Raw genomic sequence first — 20,447 nt, 5'->3', positions numbered from 1 at the left:
CCGGAGGCATCCCATGCGCCCCTGTCCCCGCCTGGCCGGCCTGCTGCTGTCGTCCCTGCTGCTGAGTGCCACTGCGCTGGCACGCGACACGACACCGACGCCGCAGACACCGGACCAGCAGTGGCAGCCCCTGTTCCAGCAGGTCCAGGGTGCGCACCTGTTCAAGGATCAGAAGACCTTCGCGGATGCAGTGCCCCGCCAGGCGCCGGCGACGATCCTGACCGAGTGGCAGCGCGCCAGGACGCAGCCCGGGTTCGACCTCGCCGGTTTCGTCTCCGAGCACTTCACCGTGCCGGGCGACGCCCCGCCGTATGTGCCACCTGCCGGGGAAACGCTGCGTGCGCATATCGAGGGTCTGTGGCCGGTGTTGACCCGCACCACCGGTACCGTGGATCCGAACGGCTCGCTGCTGCCGCTGCCCAAGCCCTACGTGGTGCCCGGCGGACGCTTCCGCGAGGTGTACTACTGGGACAGCTACTTCACCCTGCTCGGGCTGGCCTCCAGTGGCCGCTGGCAGCAGGTGCGCGACATGATCGACAACTTCGCGTTCCAGCTCGACAGCTACGGCCACATTCCCAACGGCAACCGCAGCTACTACCTGAGCCGCTCGCAGCCGCCCTTCTTCAGTCTGATGGTGGATCTGCTCGCCACGCATGAGGGCGATGCGGCCTACCGCCGCTATCTCCCACAGCTGCGCATCGAGCATGCGTTCTGGATGCGCGGTGCGGAAACGCTGGCACCGGGCGAGGCGCGCGAGCGGGTGGTCCGGCTGGCGGATGGCCAACTGCTCAACCGGCACTGGGACGACCGCGTCGTGCCGCGCACCGAGTCCTGGATGGACGATCTGGCCACCGCCGCGCAGGCGCCACAGCGCGCGCCCTCGCAGGTGTATCGCGACCTGCGCGCCGGCGCGGAGTCGGGCTGGGATTTCAGCTCGCGCTGGCTGGCCGAGCCGTCCGCGTTGGCGAGCATCCGCACCACCGCGATCGTACCGGTCGATCTGAACAGCCTGCTGTTCCATCTGGAAACCACGCTGGCCCGCGCCAGCAAGGCGGCCGGTGACCGCACGGCCGCACGCGCCTTCACCCATCAGGCGAAGGCACGCCGGCACGCCATCAATGCGCTTCTCTGGGATGACGGCCAGGGCTGGTACGTCGACCGCGATCTGGAGCGAGGGCAGACCCGCCCTGCCCTGACCGCGGCCGCCCTGTTCCCCTTGTGGCTGGACGTGGCTGATCGCGCGCAGGCGCGCCGTACCGCGCAGGCGGTGGAGACACAGTTGCTGCGCGACGGCGGTTTGCTGACCACCACCGTGGCAACCGGCCAGCAATGGGATGCCCCCAACGGCTGGGCACCGCTGCAGTGGGTCGCGGTGGACGGGCTGCAGCGCCATGGGCAGGACACCCTCGCCCGCCGGATCGGCGTGCGCTTCCTGCGCACCGTGCAGACGGTGTATGACCGCGAGGGCAAGCTGGTGGAGAAGTATGTGGTCGACGGCTCGGCCACGGGCGGCGGGGGCGGCGAATACCCGCTGCAGGATGGGTTCGGCTGGAGCAACGGCGTCACGTTGGCGCTGCTGGATCGGCTGTGTGCGCCAGAACGCGCATGCGACAGCGCGCAGGATGTGGAAGCAGCGGACTGACGCCCCAAAAGAAGAGAGCCCGGCAAGCCGGGCTCTCTCTTCATGCAGGTGACCGATTACTGGAACTTGTAGCGCAGCGAGGCCATGTAGCGGCGGCCCAGCGCATCCAGCACGTACGGGAACGGACCGATGTCGTCGGTGAGGTTGATCACCGACAGGTTCAGGCGGGCGTTGTCGGTCAGGCGGTAGCTGACGTTGGCGTCCCAGGTGGTCCAGCTGTCACGCACGAAGTACTGACGGCTTTCCGGCGTGGCGACCAGGCTGAACTGCGCGCTGCTGGTGTAGTTGGACGAGAAGCCGGCGCTCCACTTGCCGACATTGTGCTGGGCGGTCCAGCGGAACACACGCTTGGGTTCGTTGAACGTACCCACCTGCTCGACGAACGGGACATCCGCGTTGGCGGCCTGGCCACGGTTCTTCGGCATGTAGCCGTAGAAGCCCAGGTCCAGCGAGCCGAAGCGGCCCATGTTCCAGCGGTAGTCGACTTCAGCCGTCCAGCCGCGGAACATCAGCACCGGGCCATTGCCGTACTGGGTCTTGATGTCGGTGGCGACACCGGTGCCCGGAGTACGGGTGACCAGGCTGCAGAAGCGGTTGGCGTTGGGCACATCGGCGGCGTTGAATTCCGGATTGTCGAAGCAGCCGGTGATGATGTCGTTCGCGGTCAGTGCGGTGATCACATCGGTGATCTCGATGTCATACCAGTCCGCCGCCACGCGCAGGCCACCGGCCCACTCCGGTGCGAACACCATGCCCGCGGTCCACGACTTGGCCTTCTCGTTCTTCAGGCCGGTGTAACCGTTGGTCGAGCCCAGCGTGTTGGTCGGTGCCGCCTGGAAGGTGGCCGGATCCGCGCCCGGGTACGCCGCGAAGAACGCGTTGCAGTTGGTCTTGCGCACGGCCGGGTTGCTGCCGCCGTTGATGTTGGCCACCGAGCACACTTCCGGGATGTTGTAGAACGCCGGCTGCAGCGTGGTGTAGAGCTCTGCGATGGACGGTGCACGCAGCGACTGGGTCTTGTTGCCGCGCAGCTGGATGCCCGCGAACGGCTCGTACTGCAGGCCGTAGGTGAAGGCATTGAAGCCACCGGCCACCGAGTTGTCCACGCGGCGGAACTTGGCGGTCACGTCCAGGCGGTGCAGGCCCGGCAGGCCCCAGTCCGGGTTGAACAATGGTGCCAGGAACTCGGCGAACACTTCGTTGGTGTGGTAATCGCCCTTGGCGGCCTGGATCGGCACCGAACGGCCCTGGCCCAGGCGCTGGTACTCGCTGGGGGTGAACGAACCTTCCTCGCGGCGGTGTTCGAAGCCGGCTGCCACACCGAACTCGCCACCCGGCAGATCGAACAGGCCACCGGACACGGAGGCGTTGAACACGGTCTGGCGGGTTTCGGCCTTGGCCACGGTGGGCGTGGAGACGTAAGCGAGCGCTTCAGGCGATGCCTGGTTCTCGCCGAACAGGTTCAGCGGACGGCAGTTCGGATCGGCAATGGTGCCGGGCGCCGCCGAATTACAGACGATGTTGCCGTTGGCGTCGGTGGTGACGTTCAGCGCGTTGATGAAGTTCTGCTGGATCAGACCGGTACCGAGGTAGTCGAAGTCACCGCGACCGTGCGTGATGCTCGTTTCCCAGTTGAAGGCGCGGCTGCCGATGTCGAAGAAGCCATCCAGGCCGGCGACCACGCGGGTGAGGCGGGTTTCCGTGCTGGCGTTGTTCATGCTCAGGTCGCGCGAGGAGCGTGACAGCTGGAAGGACGTGATGCCGTTCGCGGCGAGGATCCGGCGCGATTCAGCGCTCAGGAACGGATTGCTGGCACTGAACAGCAGGGTGCCGCTCTGTGCGCCCGTACCGTCCGGATTGGCGACGCCGAAGGAGGCCGCGTTGTAGACGTTCTGGTCGAGCGTTTCGCGTGCGGTCGCCTCGTAACGGGACAGCTCGAAGAAGCCGCGCACGTTGTCGGTGAAATCGAAGCTGCCCGTCGAGTACACGGAGCGACGCTCGAGGTCGGCGATCAGCGGGAACGTCTCGTTGAGGTCCAGGCCGTCGCCACCGGAGGCATTGCCACTGGGATAGGAGATGCCCTGGTCGAACTCCACGAGGTTACCCGCGCTGTTGAAGTGCCACAGCTTGTTGTCCGCGCCGAAACCGGTCAGCTCACCCGCCGCATTGCGCTGGTACGAGCGCCGGACACCCACGTCGGACGGCAGGATCAGGCCACCGAACGTCATGTTCGAAATGCGGCGATTACGGATGAACACCTGATCCGGGATGCCATCGGCCGGACCCGTATTGAACGGGATGCTGCCATCGATGCGGCCATCGGATCCCGGGGTACGACCCGGCTGGAAGCGCGCGATGTTCGCAGCGGTCGGGTTGGTCTGCAGGCTGTAGCCATTGCGATAGAAATCGCGCGACAGCGAATCCACGCCATCACTGTTGTCCAGCTCCGCGGCGATGGTGAAGTGGCCGCGGCCATCGGCAAAGCTGCTGCCGAAGATCGCCGACCACGAGTAGCGGTCATTGTCGCTCTTGGTCGTGCTGCCGTAGCCGATCTCGACTTCGGCGCCCTCGAAGCGATCACGCAGGATGATGTTGTTCACGCCGGAGATGGCGTCCGAGCCGTAGGTCGGTGCACCGCCCACGCTCAGGCTTTCCACGCGCTCGACCATCACGGTCGGAATGGAGTTCATGTCGACCTGGATACCCGAGCCACCGCCCGCGCCGAACACGGTCGGGGGAGCCGAGGTCACGAAGCGGCGACCATTGACCAGGGTCAACAGGCGGTTGCTGCCCAGACCGAACTTGCTGGCGAAGTTGACGCCGGCGCCGAAGCCGGCCTGGTCGCCACGCGAGCTGACACCGGCGGTGACGCCGGGCACCTTGGTCAGGGCGTCGATCAGGTTGGTGTAGCCATAGGCTTCAATGCTCTGCCGGGACACCACGGCCGCCGGTTCCAGCGTGTCGAACCCGGCGCGGTAGATGCGCGAGCCGGTCACGGTGATCCGATCCAGCTGGGTGAGCGCCTTTTCCGGATCCGCCTGCGCGGGATCAGGAGTGGAGGCATCCGACGATCCGGCGTCCTGCGCCATGGCCGGTGCGGCGGTCGCCAGGAACAGTGCCGAGGTCAGGGCAATGCTCAACGGGGTACGACTGAGAAACGTAGTGTTCGCCATGGTTACCTTCCGTGATTCGTCCACAGAGCCCTGGGTCGGCTTCACAAGGCTTTGTCTGAATGGTTCTTTAACGCGCCGATAACGAATCAATACACAATTCAGTAACAAATGACAACACGATGAACAAACGTGTCTCACTCAGGGCCTGCTAGGCCCGGAAGGTCGCTGGGACGCCCGGCCTTTGGCGCACAGCGAACAAACGGGGGCCATTCCACGGCGTTAGCCACGGGTTGTCAGCATGTTCCCGACAACGAAAACCCCGGCCGGGCCGGGGTTTCGTTTTTTACTTGTGCTGAAAACGTCATCCGCGGCGTTGAAAATCCGTGCCCCGCAGGAAAGAACTACGCCTGGATCTTCCGCCATGAGCACCTTACGCACGGGCATGAAGCGGAAAATGCTGCGGGTGCACGCAGCCTGAGGCCGGTGATCAGCGCCCCTTCCACAGCTCCGCCAAGCGGTCCGGCTTGCCGGCGATGCGCTCCAGCGCCGGGTACTTCAGCCCGTCGTGGTAATCCAGCGTCACCGTGTCGATGCGATCGACGTTTTTCACCAGCAGCGTCAGCGGTGCCTTGTCGGTCCTGGCCGTGGTGATCGCCTCCTTCAACTGCTCCGCCTTGAACACGCGGCCATTGAGTGCGACCACGCTCATGCCGGGGATCAGCCCGGCATTGAACGCCGGGCTGTCCCACAGCACGTCGCCGATGTAGCCGGACTCGCTGACGGACAGGCCGATGGAGTACAGCAGATTGCTGTTCTTGGCCCGGGCCTCCTGCGCCTTGAACGCCTCGTTCGGCGTATCGGCGTAGACCAGCTTCCAGCCGGCCGCTTCCAGGCCGCCGGTCAGCGGGCCGTGCCCATCCAGGCGTTCGCGCAGGAAGCTGGCCCAGTCGAACGGCGCCACGCCGTTGAGGGTGCCGACCACGTCCTCGAAGGTATACGGATGGACGTTCCAGTCGCCGTCGTTCATGCCGAAGAACGCCTTGGCGAAGTCGTCCAGGCCGCGCTTGTTGCCGGTCAGCGCGCGCAGCTTGCCGTCCACCTCCAGCCATACCATCTGGCCGCCGGAGTAGTAGTCCTCGCTCATCTGGTAGTTGCGGAACGCCAGCGCGCGGCGCTGGGCGATGGTCGGGTCGTTGGTGGTGTCCTGCAGGTTGCGCCAGGCCAGGCCGGGGCGGCCGCGGTCGTAGGTACCGGCGACATTGGCCAGTACATCGCGGGTCTGCTGCGGGCTCCACAGTCCGGAGCGGGCGGCCAGCACCTGGCCCCAGAACTGGGTCTGCCCTTCATACAGCCACAGCAGGCTGTCGCCCATCGGCACGTTGAAGTTGGCGGTGGCCAGATCCGCGCCACGCCGGTACTTGCCGTTCCAGGAGTGGTTGAACTCGTGCGGCAGCAGGTCGCGGCCGAGCCAGGTCTTGTCCCACTCGGTGAAGTAGCCGGTGTCGCCGCTGTTCTCGCTGGAGCGCTGGTGCTCCAGGCCGATACCGCCGAGCCTGTCGGTCAGCGCGAGCAGGAACTCGTAGCGGTCGAAGTGGCGCGCGCCGTAGAGCTTGTACATCTGCTGCACCAGCGCGCGATGCGCCTGGATCTGCTCGGGCTTGGCCGCCAGCGACGTGGCTTCATCAGCGAAGACATTCAGGTGCACCGGCACCTTCGCACCGGGGTCCAGATCGAAGCGCTGGAAGTGGCGGCCGGCGAACAGCGGCGAGTCGACCAGATGGTCGTAGCTGATCGGCTTGAACACCACGGTGTCGCCGTCGCGGCGCTCCGTGTCCAGCGCGGTGGCATACGACCAGCCCGGCGGCAGGGTGACGGTGGCCTGCGCCTGGATGTTGCGGGTGATGACCCCGGCCGGGTACAGCGAGTTGGCGTTCCACTGCAGGTTGAGCATGTCCGGCGTCATCACCACGCGGCCCTGCGCGCCCTGGGAGGACAGGAACTTGAACTCGGCCACGACTTCACTGGCGCCCTGCGGCACCTCCACGGTGAAGGCGTAGACGTCGTACGGATTCCGCTTCCACTGCAGCGGCGTGCCGTTGGCGGTGACGACCAGGCCGGCGAGCTTGTCGATCGGCCCGCTCGGCGAGTGACTGCCCGGCAACCACTGCGGGTACAGCAGGGTCAGCGGGCCGGGCTTGGCCGGCACCGTGGCCTTGACCTTGAAGATGCGTCGCCCGATATCGCGCGCGTCCACGTCGATGCGCAGCAGGCCGGGGAAGGCCACGTCCTGCGGCGGCGGTGTCTGCGCCTGCACGCCGGCGGCGGACACGGCCAGCAACACGGACAGGGCAACGGCACGCATCTTCATCAGGCAGGCTCCAGCGGGGGAAGCCTCGATCCTAGCCCTGCGTTACCGCCCTGCCCCATGGCCAAAGGTCATGCGTCGCGTTGCGGCCATGATTGGCACAGCGGAGTGCGGTGACGTTCTGTCTGCCGGACGCGATCAGGACCCACCGAGGTGAGCTGTCGGGCAGCGGCCGGCACTACCGGGGCAGCGCCACGGCATGCGTGGCGTCACGATGCCGGGTCAGTCGACCAGGCGCAGCCGCAGTTCCTTCGGCAGCGCGAACACCATCGATTCCGGCTCGCCGTCCAGCTCGCCGACGCCGGTGGCGCCCAGTTCTTTCAGGCGCGCGATCACCCCGTCCACCAGCACCTGCGGCGCGGAGGCGCCGGCGGTCAGGCCGATGTGCTTCTTGCCGGCCACCCATGCCGGGTCGATCTCGTCGGCACCGTCGATCAGGTAGGACTCCACGCCATCACGGCGTGCCAGTTCACTCAGGCGGTTGGAGTTGGAGCTGTTCGGCGAGCCGACCACCAGCACCAGGTCGCAGCGCTTGGCCAGGTCGCGCACGGCATCCTGGCGGTTCTGCGTGGCGTAGCAGATGTCATCGTTCTTCGGGCCCTGCATCGCCGGGAAGCGGGTACGCAGCGCTTCGATGATGCCGCGGGTGTCATCCACCGAAAGCGTGGTCTGGGTGGTGTAGGCGAAGTTCTCCGGCTGGTCGATGACCAGCGTGGCGACGTCGTCCACATCTTCGACCAGGTAGATCTGGCCGGTGCCGCGCTCGCGGCTCCACTGGCCCATCGTGCCTTCCACTTCCGGGTGGCCGGCGTGGCCGATCAGCACCACGTCGCGGCCGGCGCGGCAGTGGCGGGCCACTTCCAGGTGCACTTTGGTGACCAGCGGGCAGGTGGCGTCGAACACCTTCAAGCCACGGCGGTCGGCTTCCTGGCGCACGGCCTGGGAAACGCCGTGGGCGCTGAAGATCACCGTGTTGTCGTCCGGCACTTCGTCCAGCTCTTCGACGAAGATCGCGCCGCGGGCCTTGAGGTCATCGACCACGAACCGGTTGTGCACGACCTCGTGGCGCACATAGATCGGCGCACCCAGGGTCTCGATCGCGCGCTTGACGATCTCGATCGCACGATCGACACCGGCACAGAAACCACGCGGATTGGCGAGCAACACATCCATCGGTCAGATACTCCGGCCGGCGTGAGCCGGGTCGTTACGGATACAGGAGGGAATTATCCCGCTTTTTTGGCAGGCTTGCCGTCGAACAGGCCGAACAGGGCGATACCCACCGCGCCGACCACGATCGCCGAATCGGCGATGTTGAACGACGGCCAGGCATGGTCACCGATATACCACTGGATGAAGTCGACCACATGGCCGTGCATCAGCCGGTCGATCACGTTGCCGATCGCCCCGCCGATCACCAGAGCGTACGGCACGGCGCTGCGCCAGGCACCGCGCGCGGTGCCCCACATCCAGTAGGCCATCAGGCCGCTGATGCCCACCGCCAGCGCGGTGAAGAACCACAGCTGCCAGCCACCGGCATCGCTCAGGAAACTGAACGCGGCGCCGGTGTTGTAGGTGCGGTACCAGTTCCAGAAGCCGTCGATGACCACCACCGGCTCGTACTCGGGCAGGCTGGACAGCACCCAGGCCTTGCTCCACTGGTCGGCGATGATGACCGCCGCCGACAGCAGCAGCCAGATCAGCGCGTTCGGACGCGGACGGGCGGCGGCCATCAGAACCACCGCCGGTCTTCGCCGGCACCGTCGATGTTGGTCACGCAGCGGCCGCACAGCTCCGGATGCGCGGCGACCGAGCCCACATCGGCGCGGTAATGCCAGCAGCGCACGCACTTCTGCTTCGTGGTCGGCTGGGCGCTGACGAACACCTCATCGGTGGTCGCCGGGCGCACCTGCACGTCACCGCTGATCAGCAGGAAGCGCAGCTCCTCGGCCAGCGGCTGCCAGCGCGCGGCGGTCTCGGCATCGGCGGCGACGGTGATCTCCGCTTCCAGCGCCGCACCGATCGCACCATTGGCGCGCATCGGCTCGAGCACCTTGGCAACCTGCTCGCGCAGGGCCAGCAGCTGGTCGAAATCAGCTGCGTTGAGCGGTGCATCGGCCGGCAACGGCGCCAGGCCGTCGTACCAGGTGGCGAACAGCACATTCTCCTTGCGCTCGCCCGGCAGGTAGCCCCACAGCTCATCGGCGGTGAAGCTCAGGATCGGCGCGATCCAGCGCGTGAACGCTTCGGCGATGTGATACATCGCGGTCTGCGCCGAGCGGCGGCCGCGCGAGTCCACCGGCATGGTGTACAGGCGGTCCTTGGTGACGTCCAGGTACACCGAGCCCAGGTCGACGCTGCAGAAGTTCAGCAGCAGCTGCACGATCTCGGCCATGTTGTAGCCGGTGTACGCGGCCTTGATCTTCTCCTGCACCTCGAACGCGCGATGCACGATCCAGCGGTCCAGCGCGACCATGTCGGCCGGGGCCACCAGGTGCTGGGCCGGGTCGAAGCCGTCCAGGTTGCCGAGCAGGAAGCGCGCGGTGTTGCGCAGGCGCCGGTAGGCATCCGCGTTGCGCTTGAGGATTTCCTGCGACAGCGACATTTCATTGCTGTAATCGGCCGAGGCGATCCACAGGCGCAGGATGTCCGCGCCCAGGGTCTTCATGATGTCCTGCGGCTCGATGCCGTTGCCCAGCGACTTGGACATCTTGCGGCCCTTCTCATCCACGGTGAAACCGTGGGTGAGGCATTGCTTGTACGGCGCCCGCTTGTCGATCGCCACGCCGGTCAGCAGCGAGGACTGGAACCAGCCGCGGTGCTGGTCCGAGCCTTCCAGGTACAGATCGGCCGGCTTGCCGAAGCCACGCGCCAGCAGCACGCCTTCGTGGGTCACGCCCGAGTCGAACCAGACATCGAGGATGTCGGTGACCTTCTCGTACTGCGACGCTTCTTCGCCCAGCAGCTCGGCGCTGTCCAGCGAATACCAGACGTCGATGCCTTCGGCCTGCACGCGGTCGGCGACCTGCTGCATCAGCTCGACGGTGCGCGGGTGCGGCTCACCGGTTTCGCGGTGGGTGAACAGCGCGATCGGCACGCCCCAGGTGCGCTGGCGGCTGATGCACCAGTCCGGGCGGCCATCGACCATCGAGCCGATGCGCGCCTTGCCCCAGCTCGGGAACCAGCCGACGGTGTCGATCGCGGCCATCGCATCGCTGCGCAGGTTGGCCTTGTCCATCGAGATGAACCACTGCGGGGTGGCACGGAACACGACCGGGGTCTTGTGGCGCCAGCAGTGCGGGTAGCTGTGCACGATCTCGACATGGGCCAGCAGCGCACCGGAGGCGCGCAGCACGTCGATGATCAGCGGCTGCGCCTTCCACAGGTGCACGCCTGCCAGCTCGACGTCGCCCGCCGGCGGGGTCGAAGACAGGTACACGCCACGGCCGTCGACCGGGTTGATCTGGCCGGCGTTGTACTTGTCCATCAGCCCGTACTGCTGGCTGACCACGAAGTCTTCCTGGCCGTGGCCCGGGGCGGTATGCACCGCACCGGTACCGTCTTCATCGGAGACGTGGTCGCCGTTGAGCAGCGGGATGTCGCGCTGCGGATAGAACGGATGGGCCAGCAGCAGGTTTTCCAGCGCGGCGCCGGTGGCACGGCCGTGCACGACCAGGCCCTCCACGCCGTAGCGCTGCAGCGAACGTTCGGCCAGCGCGGCAGCCAGCACCAGCCAACGGCGCTTGCCGTGGTGGGCCGGGCCTTCGGCCAGCACGTACTCGATCTCCGCACCGAGCGACACCGCCAGCGAGGCCGGCAGCGTCCACGGGGTGGTGGTCCAGATCGGCACCGCGACCTCGACATCGGCCGGCAGCGCCACGCCGAAGCGTTCGGCCAGCTGCTGCGCGTCGCGCGAGACGTAGGCCACGTCGATCGCCGGCGAGGTCTTGTCCTGGTATTCGATCTCGGCCTCGGCCAGTGCCGAGCCACAGTCGAAGCACCAGTGCACCGGCTTGGCGCCGCGCACGATGTGACCGTTGGCGAAGACCTTGGACAGCGCGCGGATCTCGTTGGCCTCGAAATCGAAGCTCAGCGTCTTGTACGGGTTGTCCCAATCGCCGATCACGCCCAGGCGCTTGAAGTCGCGGCGCTGCAGTTCGATCTGCTCTTCGGCGAACTCGCGGCACTTCTGGCGGAACGCGACCGCATCGAGCTTGACGCCGACCTTGCCCCACTTCTTCTCGACCGCGATCTCGATCGGCAGGCCATGGCAATCCCAGCCCGGCACGTAGGGCGCATCGAAGCCGGCCAGGTAGCGCGACTTGACGATGATGTCCTTGAGGATCTTGTTGACCGCGTGGCCCAGGTGGATCTGGCCATTGGCGTAGGGCGGGCCGTCGTGCAGCACGAACAGCGGGCGGCCCTGCGCGTTGTCGCGCAGGCGTGCGTAAAGGCCCTCGTCCTCCCAGCGCGACAGAATGCCCGGCTCGCGCTTGGGCAGGTCGCCGCGCATCGGGAATTCGGTTGCCGGCAGATGAAGGGTGGCTTTGTAGTCCTGGCTCACGCAGTGGCTCGCAATCTGTGTTCGGAAAGGATGTGACGGGCCTGTTCGGCGTCACGGTGCATCTGGTCGGTCAACGCAGCCAGATCTTGGAACTTTTCTTCGTCACGCAGCTTGGCGACGAACTCGACATCGATGTGGCGACCGTACAGGTCACCCTGGAAATCAAACAAATGCGCTTCCAGCAGCGGCTCCACGCCGTCCACGGTCGGGCGCGTGCCGAAGCTGGAGACCGAGGGCCACGGCTGGTCGAACACGCCATGGACCCAGGTCGCGTAGATCCCCGACAGCGCCGGCGTCTTCGGGAAGCGCAGGTTGGCGGTCGGGAACCCCAGCGTACGGCCCAACTGGCGGCCGCGCACTACCCTGCCCCCAATCGTATACGGCCTGCCCAGCAGATCCCCGGCATGGCTGAAATCACCGGCACGCAGCAGTTGGCGGATGCGGGTGCTGGAGATGCGCTCGCCGTGCAGGTCGACCGGCTCGATCTCCCCCGCACTGAAACCACGCTCGCGGCCCATCGCCTGCAGCAGGGCCAGATCGCCCTTGCGGCGGTTGCCGAAGCAGAACTCCGGCCCGATCCACACCTCGCGCGCGCTCAGCCGGTGCACCAGCAGCTGCTCGACGAACGCCTCCGCCTGCATCGCGGCCATGCGCGCATCGAAGCGCAGCAGGCCGATCGCATCCACGCCGAGTTCGCGCAGCATCGCGACCTTGTCGCGCGCCAGGGTCAATCGCGGCGGCGGTTCGCCCTGGGCGAAGTACTCGCGCGGCAGCGGCTCGAAGGCCACCGCCACGGCGGCCACGCCCAGCGCGCGCGCGCGCGAAACGGCGTGGCGCACCAACGCACGATGACCCAGGTGCAGGCCGTCGAATGCGCCGATGCAGACCACGCTTCCGTGCGGGAACAACTGCCCGCCTTCGACGTTTCTAAACAGCCTGCTCATCTACGTGGAATGCGGCCCACCAGGGCCGATGCTTTGCAAGAGATAGCCATGAAGTATAGCCGGGCTGCCCACCTATCAATGCTCCCGCAGGTGGCGCGGGCGGAAGCCCATGGCGACCAGCGCCACCAGATAGGTCAGACCACCGCCGCCGACCAGCAGCGCGAGGTTCCCGATCCGGTGCCATTTGTCCATGCCGGTGAACGCCGGCATCCCGTACAGCAGGCCCAGCAGCACCGCGACCATCGCCAGACAGGCCAGCCCCAGCTTGGTCACATAGCCGCCCCAGCCGGGCTTGGGCTGATAGACATCGGTCTTGCCCAACCAGTACCAGAGCAGGCCCAGGTTCAGGTAACTGGACAGTGCGCTGGCGATGCCCAGCGCCAGATGCAGGCCCGGCTGCTTGCCCAGCGCGACCCACACGCCCTGCGCCTTGAGCGCCTCCGGCACCATCACGTGGTACAGCACGGCCAGCAGGATGAAGTTGAACACCATGTTGGCCACCAGCGCGGCCACGCCGGCGCGGACCGGGGTGCGCGTGTCCTGGCGGGCGTAGAAGGCCGGCAGCACCACCTTGAGCAGCGCGAACGCCGGCAGGGCGAAGCTCAGCCCGTAGACCGACAGCGCGGTCATGCGGGTATCGAACGCGGTGAAGCGCCCGTACTGGAACACCGTGGCGATCAGCGGCTCGGCCAGCAGCAGCAGGCCCAGCATGGCCGGGATCGCGATCAGCAGCGTCGTGCGCAGGCCCCAGTCCAGCGCGCTGGAGAAGCCGGCCTTGTCGGTGCTCACGTGGTGGCGGGCCAACGCCGGCAGGATCACGGTACCCAGCGCCACCCCGAACACGCCCAGCGGGAGCTCCAGGAAGCGGTCGGCCAGCGACAGCCAGGACTGCGAGCCATCGGTCAGCTTGGCGGCGATCACCGTATCCAGCAGCAGGTTGATCTGCGCGATCGAGGAACCGAACAGGGTCGGCACCATCAGGGTCAGCACCTTGCGCACCCCGGGATGCCGCCAGCCCCAGCGCGGCAGGGTCAGCAGGTTGATGCCCTTCAGCGAGGGCAGCTGGAACAGCAACTGCAGCAGCCCGGCCGCCAGCACCGCCCAGCCCAGGGCCAGGATCTGCTTCTCCGGGGTGCCGCCCAGCCGCGGGGCCAGCCACAGCGCGCCGGCGATCATGCACAGGTTGAGGATCACCGGGGTCAGCGCCGGCATCGCGAACTTCTGGAAACTGTTGAGCGCCCCGCCGGCCAGCGCGGTCAGCGAGACGAACAGCAGGAACGGGAAGGTCAACCGGAACAGGTCCACCAGCAGGCCATGCTTGGCCGGGTCGGTATCCACCCCGCTGGAGAACAGGGTCGCCAACTGCGGCGCGAAGATCAGCGCCAGCGCCGTGACCAGCAGCAGCACCCCGCCCAGCGTGCCGGCCACCCGCGACATCAGCTCGCGCAGTTCGGCATGCGAGCGGGTTTCCTTCACTTCCGTGAACACCGGGACGAACGCCGTGGCGAACGAGCCTTCGGCGAACAGCCGGCGCAGGAAATTGGGCACCCGGAAGGCGACCCAGAAGGCGTCGGTCACCGCATTGGTGCCGAACGTGGTGGTGATGACCAGGTCGCGAACCAGCCCCAACACCCGCGAAATCATGGTCATGCTGCTGAAAGACAGCAGGCCCCGCAACATCCTTGGTGAACTCACCCGTGTTCCCTCTTGACAATTGACTTGACGTACATTTTTCGAGCCATCATACTTTCCAGCTTGCTGTTCCCATTACACCGATTTTTCAGGAAACCACCACTGTGGCCAATATCAAGTCCGCCAAGAAGCGCGCCAAGCAGACCGTCGTGCGCAACGCGCGCAATACGGCTCAGCGTTCGATGCTGCGCACCGCTGTCAAGAAGGTGATCAAGGCTCTGGATGCCAATGACGCCGCCGGCGCCGAGGCAGCCTTCGCTGTTGCCCAGCCGATCCTCGACCGTTTCAGCTCGCGTGGTCTGATCCACAAGAACAAGGCTGCTCGCCATAAGAGCCGCCTGACCGCGCGCATCAAGGCCATCAAGGCCGCCTGATACGGCGCTGCGGGTGTCGTAGAGCCACGCCACGCGTGGCTTCGATCCAGCCGCAGAGAAGAACCCGGCCCTGGCCGGGTTTTTTGTTGCCTGCGATCCGCAGCGACCCGCTCGGTCGGCGGTTACGGCGACACCACAGAAAAACCCGGCCGGAGCCGGGTTTCTCAGGGGCGCGTGGCTGCGCTCAGTACGCATCGCGCGCTTGCGCCTCGTCTTCCTTCTGGCGATCGAAGAAGGCCATGATGTTGTTCATGATCGGCCAGGTGCCTTCACGACCGAGGGCCGAGACCAGGTACCACGGCTCGGTCCAGCCCAGCTCGGCGACGATCTTCTCGGCGGCGGCCTTGGCCTCGTCTTCGAACATCAGGTCGGCCTTGTTCAGCACCAGCCAGCGCGGCTTGTTCAGCAGCTCCGGGTCGTGCTTTTCCAGCTCGCGCTCGATCGCCCGGACCTGCTCGATCGGCGACACGCCTTCCACGCCACCTTCCATCGGGGAGATATCCACGAGGTGCAGCAGCAGGCGGGTGCGCTGCAGGTGGCGCAGGAACTGCGCGCCCAGCCCGGCGCCGTCGGCCGCACCCTCGATCAGGCCGGGAATGTCGGCGATCACGAAGCTGCGGTAGTTCTCCACGCGCACGACGCCCAGATTGGGGTACAGCGTGGTGAACGGGTAATCGGCCACCTTCGGGGTCGCCGCGGACACAGCGCGGATCAGGGTGCTCTTGCCGGCATTCGGGAAGCCCAGCAGGCCCACGTCGGCCAGCAGCTTCAGCTCGAGCTTGATCAGGCGCTCTTCACCCTCTTCGCCCGGCAGCGCCTGGCGCGGCGAGCGGTTGGTGGAACTCTTGAAATGCATGTTGCCCAGGCCGCCGCGGCCGCCCTTGGCCACCAGCAGGCGGTCGCCATGCGCGGTCAGATCGCCGATCACCTCGTCGGTGCTGACGTTCATGATCACGGTGCCGATCGGCACGGTGATGACCAGGTCTTCGCCGCCCTTGCCATAGGCCTGGCGGCCCATGCCGTTCTCGCCGCGCTGCGCCTTGAAGATACGGTCATGGCGGAAATCGACCAGGGTGTTGAGGTTCTCGTCGGCGCGGATCCACACGCTGCCGCCATTACCGCCGTCGCCACCGTCCGGCCCGCCCAGCGGAATGAACTTCTCGCGACGGAAACCGATGCAGCCGTTGCCGCCGTTGCCGGCGATCACCTGGATTTCTGCTTCGTCTACAAGTTTCATGATTCTGGATGCCAATCTGGAGGCGGCGGGCGCGAGGTGCACCCCACCGCAGAGTCTAACGGCCCCGGTACGATCCAGGGCCGGCGGCGGGAAATGTCCCGCCCGATGTAGTGGATACCAACGAAAAACCCCGCCGAAGCGGGGCTTTCGTCAGCGACCCCACGCCATGGCGTGGGCGCCTGCGTACCGCTGAAGATCAGGCTTCGGCGACGACGCTGACGGTACGACGCTTCTTCGGGCCCTTGACCGAGAACTCCACCTTGCCGTCGACGAGCGCGAACAGGGTGTGGTCACGGCCGAGGCCAACGCCGGTACCCGGATGGAACTGGGTGCCGCGCTGACGCACGATGATGTTGCCGGCGTCGATGGCCTGGCCACCGAAGATCTTGACGCCGAGGTATTTCGGGTTGGAGTCGCGACCGTTGCGCGATGAGCCTACGCCCTTCTTATGTGCCATGACTGCTTCTCCTTATTACTTGCTGCCACCGGCAATGCCGGTGATCTCGATTTCGGTGTAGTACTGACGGTGACCCTGGCGCTTCATGTGGTGCTTACGGCGACGGAACTTGATGATCCGGACCTTGTCGGCACGACCCTGGGACACGACCTTGGCAGTGACCGAAGCGCCGCTCAGCGCGTCGCCCAGCTTGATGCCATCGCTGTCGCCCAGCATCAGGATGTTGTCGAACTTGATCTCGTTGCCGACTTCGACTTCGAGCTTTTCAACGCGGAGCGTTTCGCCCTGCGCCACGCGGTATTGCTTACCGCCGGTTACCAGTACTGCGTACATGACCAGACTTCCTCTGTAGTTATTGTGGTCTATGGACTGCCGCCATCGAGGGCGGACAGAAGCGGAATTTTAATGACTTCAACCACTTCGGGTCAACCCACCCCCTGCTCGGACCCTGATTTGGCTGAATACGGTTCAGGAAACCCGCTGGCGGGGTCTCAGGGAATGAGACATGGGGGTGGCAAAGTCCGCGATTGCCCCCAAATCCCAAGCTCGGTAGGCTGACCGATTGCCGTTTCCGATTGCCCCACCCGCTTGCCGGCTCCCTGAGCCGAAGCCCCACAACGGATCCCCCATGGCGATGGATTTCATCCGCATCCGCGGCGCGCGGACGCACAATCTCAAGAACATCGATCTCGACCTGCCCCGCGACAAGCTGATTGTCATCACCGGCCTGTCCGGCTCGGGCAAGTCCTCGTTGGCGTTCGACACCATCTACGCGGAAGGCCAGCGTCGTTACGTGGAGTCGCTGTCGGCCTATGCCCGCCAGTTCCTCAGCGTGATGGAAAAGCCGGACCTGGACCACATCGAAGGCCTGTCCCCGGCGATCTCGATCGAGCAGAAGTCGACCTCGCACAACCCGCGCTCGACCGTCGGCACGATCACCGAGATCTACGACTACCTGCGCCTGCTGTACGCCCGCGTCGGCAGCCCGCGCTGCCCGGACCACGGCTACCCGCTGGAAGCACAGACGGTCAGCCAGATGGTCGACCACGTGCTGACCCTGGATGCTGAACAGCGCTACATGCTGCTGGCCCCGGTGATCCGCGAGCGCAAGGGCGAACACGCCCAGGTCTTCGACCAGCTGCGCGCGCAGGGCTATGTGCGCGTGCGCGTGGACGGCCAGCTGCATGAAATCGATGCGGTGCCGCCGCTGGCACTGCGCCAGAAGCACACCATCGAGGCGGTGATCGACCGCTTCCGCCCGCGCGAGGACATCAAGCAGCGCCTGGCCGAGAGCTTTGAAACCGCGCTGAAGCTGGGCGACGGCATGGTCTCGGTGCAGTCGCTGGATGTGGAGGATGCGCCTGCGCACCTGTTCTCGTCCAAGTACAGCTGCCCGGTCTGCGATTACTCGCTGCCGGAGCTGGAACCGCGTCTGTTCTCGTTCAACTCGCCGGTCGGCGCCTGCCCGGGCTGCGATGGCCTGGGCATGGCCGAGTTCTTCGATCCCTCGCGCGTCGTGGTGCACCCGGAGCTGTCGCTCTCGGCCGGTGCCGTACGCGGCTGGGACCGCCGCAACGCCTATTACTTCCAGCTGATCGCCTCGCTGGCCAAGCACTACAAGTTCGACACCGACGCCCCGTGGCAGAGCCTGCCCGAGGACGTGCGCCAGGCCGTGCTGTACGGCAGTGGCGACGAGACGATCACCTTCACCTACTTCACCGAAGCCGGTGGCCGCACCCAGCGCAAGCATCGCTTCGAGGGCATCATTCCCAACCTCGAGCGCCGCTACAAGGAGACCGAGTCCTCGGCGGTGCGCGAAGAGCTGGCCAAGTACATCAGCGAGCGCAACTGCCCCGAGTGCAACGGCCAGCGCCTGAACAAGGCCGCGCGCAACGTGTTCGTGGCCGACCGTGCGCTGCCGGAACTGGTGGTGATGCCGATCGACGATGCGCTGAAGTTCTTCAGCAGCATGACGCTGCCCGGCTGGCGCGGCGAAATCGCCGGCAAGATCGTCAAGGAGATCGGCGAACGGCTGGGCTTCCTGGTCGATGTCGGCCTGGATTACCTGACCCTGGAACGCAAGGCCGACACCCTGTCCGGTGGCGAAGCCCAGCGCATCCGGCTGGCCTCGCAGATCGGTGCCGGCCTGGTCGGCGTGATGTACGTGCTGGACGAGCCGTCGATCGGCCTGCACCAGCGCGACAACGAGCGCCTGCTCGGCACCCTGACCCGCTTGCGCGACCTCGGCAACACGGTGATCGTGGTCGAGCATGACGAAGACGCGATCCGCCTGGCCGACTACGTGCTGGACATCGGCCCGGGCGCGGGCGTGCACGGCGGCGAGATCGTCGGCCAGGGCACGCTGCAGGACATCCTGGATGCGCCGCGTTCGCTGACCGGCCAGTACCTGTCGGGCAAGCGCGCCATCGAGATCCCGGCGCGCCGGCACAAGCCCAATCCGAAGATGACGCTGCACCTGCGCGGTGCCAGTGGCAACAACCTCAAGGGCGTGGACCTGGACATTCCGTCGGGCCTGCTGACCTGCATCACCGGCGTGTCCGGCTCGGGCAAGTCGACCCTGATCAACGACACCCTGTTCTCGCTGGCTGCCAACGAGATCAACGGCTCCTCGCACCCGATTGCCCCGTACAAGGAAGTGGACGGCCTGGATCTGTTCGACAAGGTGGTGGACATCGACCAGTCGCCGATCGGCCGCACCCCGCGCTCGAACCCGGCCACTTACACCGGTCTGTTCACGCCGCTGCGCGAGCTGTACGCGCAGGTGCCCGAAGCGCGTGCACGCGGCTATTCGCCGGGGCGTTTCAGCTTCAACGTACGCGGTGGCCGCTGCGAGGCCTGCCAGGGCGATGGCCTGATCAAGGTCGAGATGCACTTCCTGCCGGACGTGTACGTGCCCTGCGATGTCTGCCACGGCAAGCGCTACAACCGCGAAACGCTGGAGATCCTGTACAAGGGCTACAACATCAACGACGTGCTGCAGATGACCGTCGAAGATGCGCTGAAGCTGTTCGAACCGGTGCCGAGCATCGCGCGCAAGCTGGAAACGCTGGTCGACGTCGGCCTGAGCTACATCAAGCTGGGCCAGAGCGCGACCACGCTGTCCGGTGGTGAAGCGCAGCGCGTGAAACTGTCCAAGGAACTGTCGCGCCGCGATACCGGGCGCACGCTGTACATCCTGGATGAGCCGACCACCGGCCTGCATTTCCACGACATCGAAGCGCTGCTCGGCGTGCTGCACAAGCTGCGCGACGAAGGCAACACGGTGGTGGTGATCGAGCACAACCTGGACGTGATCAAGACCGCCGACTGGATCGTCGATCTGGGTCCGGAAGGCGGCCACCGCGGTGGCACCATCCTGGTCACCGGCACGCCGGAAGACGTGGCGGCCTGCCCGACCTCGTACACCGGCCAGTTCCTGGCCAAGATGCTGCCCTCCACCAGCGCGCGCCCGGAACAGCCGGCGGCCGTGGCCAACAAGCCCGACGCCCGCCCGCCGCGCAAAGCCAAGCCGGAAAAGCCGGCCAAGGTGGCCAAGAAGGCGGTGGCCGCCACGCGTGCGGCAACCCCCAGCAAAACCAGCCCTGCCAAGACCACGAAGGCGAAGAAGAAGTAATGAGCAGCGAACACAAGATCCTCGCCCGCGTACCGATCAGCGTCCGCTGGCGCGACATGGACAGCATGGGCCACGTCAACAACGCCAAGTACATCTCCTACCTGGAAGAAGCGCGCGTGCGCTGGATGCTGGGGGTGGAGGGCGTTTCGATGACCGACCGCATCGCACCGGTGGTGGCGGCGACAAACGTCAACTATCGCCTGCCGATCGTATGGCCCAACGACATCGTGGTGGAGCTGTTCGTCGAGCGTCTCGGCAACAGCAGCGTGACCATCGGCCACCGCATCGTGGACGAGAAGAACGACAGCACGCTGTATTCGGACGGCAACGTGGTGGTGGTGTGGATGGACACCCAGACCGGCAAGAGCGCACCGTTGCCCGAGGCGATCCGCACCGCGTCCACCTGAGCAGGTAGTGCCGGGCCC

14 protein-coding genes are annotated in these 20,447 nt (G+C 66.2%); 4 read left to right on the top strand and 10 right to left on the bottom strand.

Features of this window, described 5'->3' with window-relative positions; genetic code table 11:
* The first annotated feature begins 13 nt into the window (after positions 1-13).
* Positions 14-1,642, top strand: coding sequence for an alpha,alpha-trehalase TreA (treA, locus tag AB9O74_RS04270; protein ID WP_369348564.1), 1,629 nt, complete (start codon positions 14-16; stop codon positions 1,640-1,642).
* A 56-nt stretch (positions 1,643-1,698) separates the two neighbouring features.
* Here treA and AB9O74_RS04265 read toward each other — a convergent pair whose 3' ends face one another.
* From AB9O74_RS04265 to murJ, 7 genes are all read right to left on the bottom strand, one after another.
* Positions 1,699-4,815, bottom strand: a complete 3,117-nt coding sequence (locus AB9O74_RS04265) for a TonB-dependent receptor (RefSeq protein WP_369348563.1) — start codon at positions 4,813-4,815, stop codon at positions 1,699-1,701.
* 427 nt (positions 4,816-5,242) lie between these two features.
* Complete coding sequence (locus tag AB9O74_RS04260; protein ID WP_369348562.1) at positions 5,243-7,123, bottom strand: M61 family metallopeptidase; 1,881 nt, start codon at positions 7,121-7,123, stop codon at positions 5,243-5,245.
* 219 nt (positions 7,124-7,342) lie between these two features.
* Complete coding sequence (gene ispH, locus AB9O74_RS04255) at positions 7,343-8,293, bottom strand: 4-hydroxy-3-methylbut-2-enyl diphosphate reductase (RefSeq protein WP_176990053.1); 951 nt, start codon at positions 8,291-8,293, stop codon at positions 7,343-7,345.
* Between the two features lie 53 nt (positions 8,294-8,346).
* Positions 8,347-8,853 (bottom strand): signal peptidase II, encoded by a 507-nt coding sequence (gene lspA, locus AB9O74_RS04250; protein WP_346492035.1) that lies wholly within the window; start codon positions 8,851-8,853, stop codon positions 8,347-8,349.
* Positions 8,853-11,684 carry an isoleucine--tRNA ligase gene (ileS, locus tag AB9O74_RS04245; protein ID WP_369348561.1) on the bottom strand — a complete coding sequence of 944 codons (2,832 nt, stop codon included), beginning with the start codon at positions 11,682-11,684 and terminating at the stop codon, positions 8,853-8,855. Before ileS ends, lspA begins: the two co-directional genes overlap by 1 nt.
* Positions 11,681-12,628 (bottom strand): bifunctional riboflavin kinase/FAD synthetase, encoded by a 948-nt coding sequence (locus AB9O74_RS04240; protein WP_176990056.1) that lies wholly within the window; start codon positions 12,626-12,628, stop codon positions 11,681-11,683. The genes ileS and AB9O74_RS04240 overlap by 4 nt, the downstream gene beginning before the upstream one ends.
* A 75-nt stretch (positions 12,629-12,703) precedes the next feature.
* Positions 12,704-14,308: a murein biosynthesis integral membrane protein MurJ gene (gene murJ / locus AB9O74_RS04235; protein ID WP_369348560.1), complete on the bottom strand. Its 1,605-nt coding sequence runs from the start codon at positions 14,306-14,308 to the stop codon at positions 12,704-12,706.
* Between the two features lie 116 nt (positions 14,309-14,424).
* Between murJ and rpsT the strand changes: the two genes are divergently transcribed.
* Positions 14,425-14,694 carry a 30S ribosomal protein S20 gene (gene rpsT / locus AB9O74_RS04230; protein ID WP_019184515.1) on the top strand — a complete coding sequence of 90 codons (270 nt, stop codon included), beginning with the start codon at positions 14,425-14,427 and terminating at the stop codon, positions 14,692-14,694.
* A gap of 184 nt (positions 14,695-14,878) precedes the next feature.
* Here the strand turns inward: rpsT and obgE are convergent, their stop codons facing one another.
* The 3 genes from obgE to rplU form a co-directional block, all read right to left on the bottom strand.
* Positions 14,879-15,931, bottom strand: coding sequence for a GTPase ObgE (obgE, locus tag AB9O74_RS04225; RefSeq protein WP_369348559.1), 1,053 nt, complete (start codon positions 15,929-15,931; stop codon positions 14,879-14,881).
* A 196-nt stretch (positions 15,932-16,127) separates the two neighbouring features.
* Complete coding sequence (gene rpmA, locus AB9O74_RS04220) at positions 16,128-16,388, bottom strand: 50S ribosomal protein L27 (protein ID WP_019184517.1); 261 nt, start codon at positions 16,386-16,388, stop codon at positions 16,128-16,130.
* A 15-nt stretch (positions 16,389-16,403) separates the two neighbouring features.
* On the bottom strand, positions 16,404-16,721 hold the full coding sequence (gene rplU, locus AB9O74_RS04215; RefSeq protein WP_019184518.1) for a 50S ribosomal protein L21: 318 nt from the start codon (positions 16,719-16,721) through the stop codon (positions 16,404-16,406).
* 295 nt (positions 16,722-17,016) lie between these two features.
* On the opposite strand from rplU, the gene uvrA reads away from it, so the two are divergent.
* Together uvrA and AB9O74_RS04205 are read left to right on the top strand one after the other, a co-directional pair.
* Entirely contained in the window at positions 17,017-20,022 is a 3,006-nt protein-coding gene (uvrA, locus tag AB9O74_RS04210) for an excinuclease ABC subunit UvrA (protein ID WP_346479588.1), read from the top strand.
* Positions 20,022-20,429, top strand: coding sequence for a thioesterase family protein (locus tag AB9O74_RS04205; RefSeq protein WP_176990059.1), 408 nt, complete (start codon positions 20,022-20,024; stop codon positions 20,427-20,429). Before uvrA ends, AB9O74_RS04205 begins: the two co-directional genes overlap by 1 nt.
* Positions 20,430-20,447 lie beyond the last annotated feature (18 nt).

It is taken from the genome of Stenotrophomonas sp. JAG2 (assembly GCF_041080745.1).
Taxonomy (GTDB): Bacteria; Pseudomonadota; Gammaproteobacteria; order Xanthomonadales; family Xanthomonadaceae; genus Stenotrophomonas; species Stenotrophomonas maltophilia_AA.
Note: the sequence above shows the minus strand (reverse complement) of the source record. Positions and strands in the feature narration are given on the sequence as shown.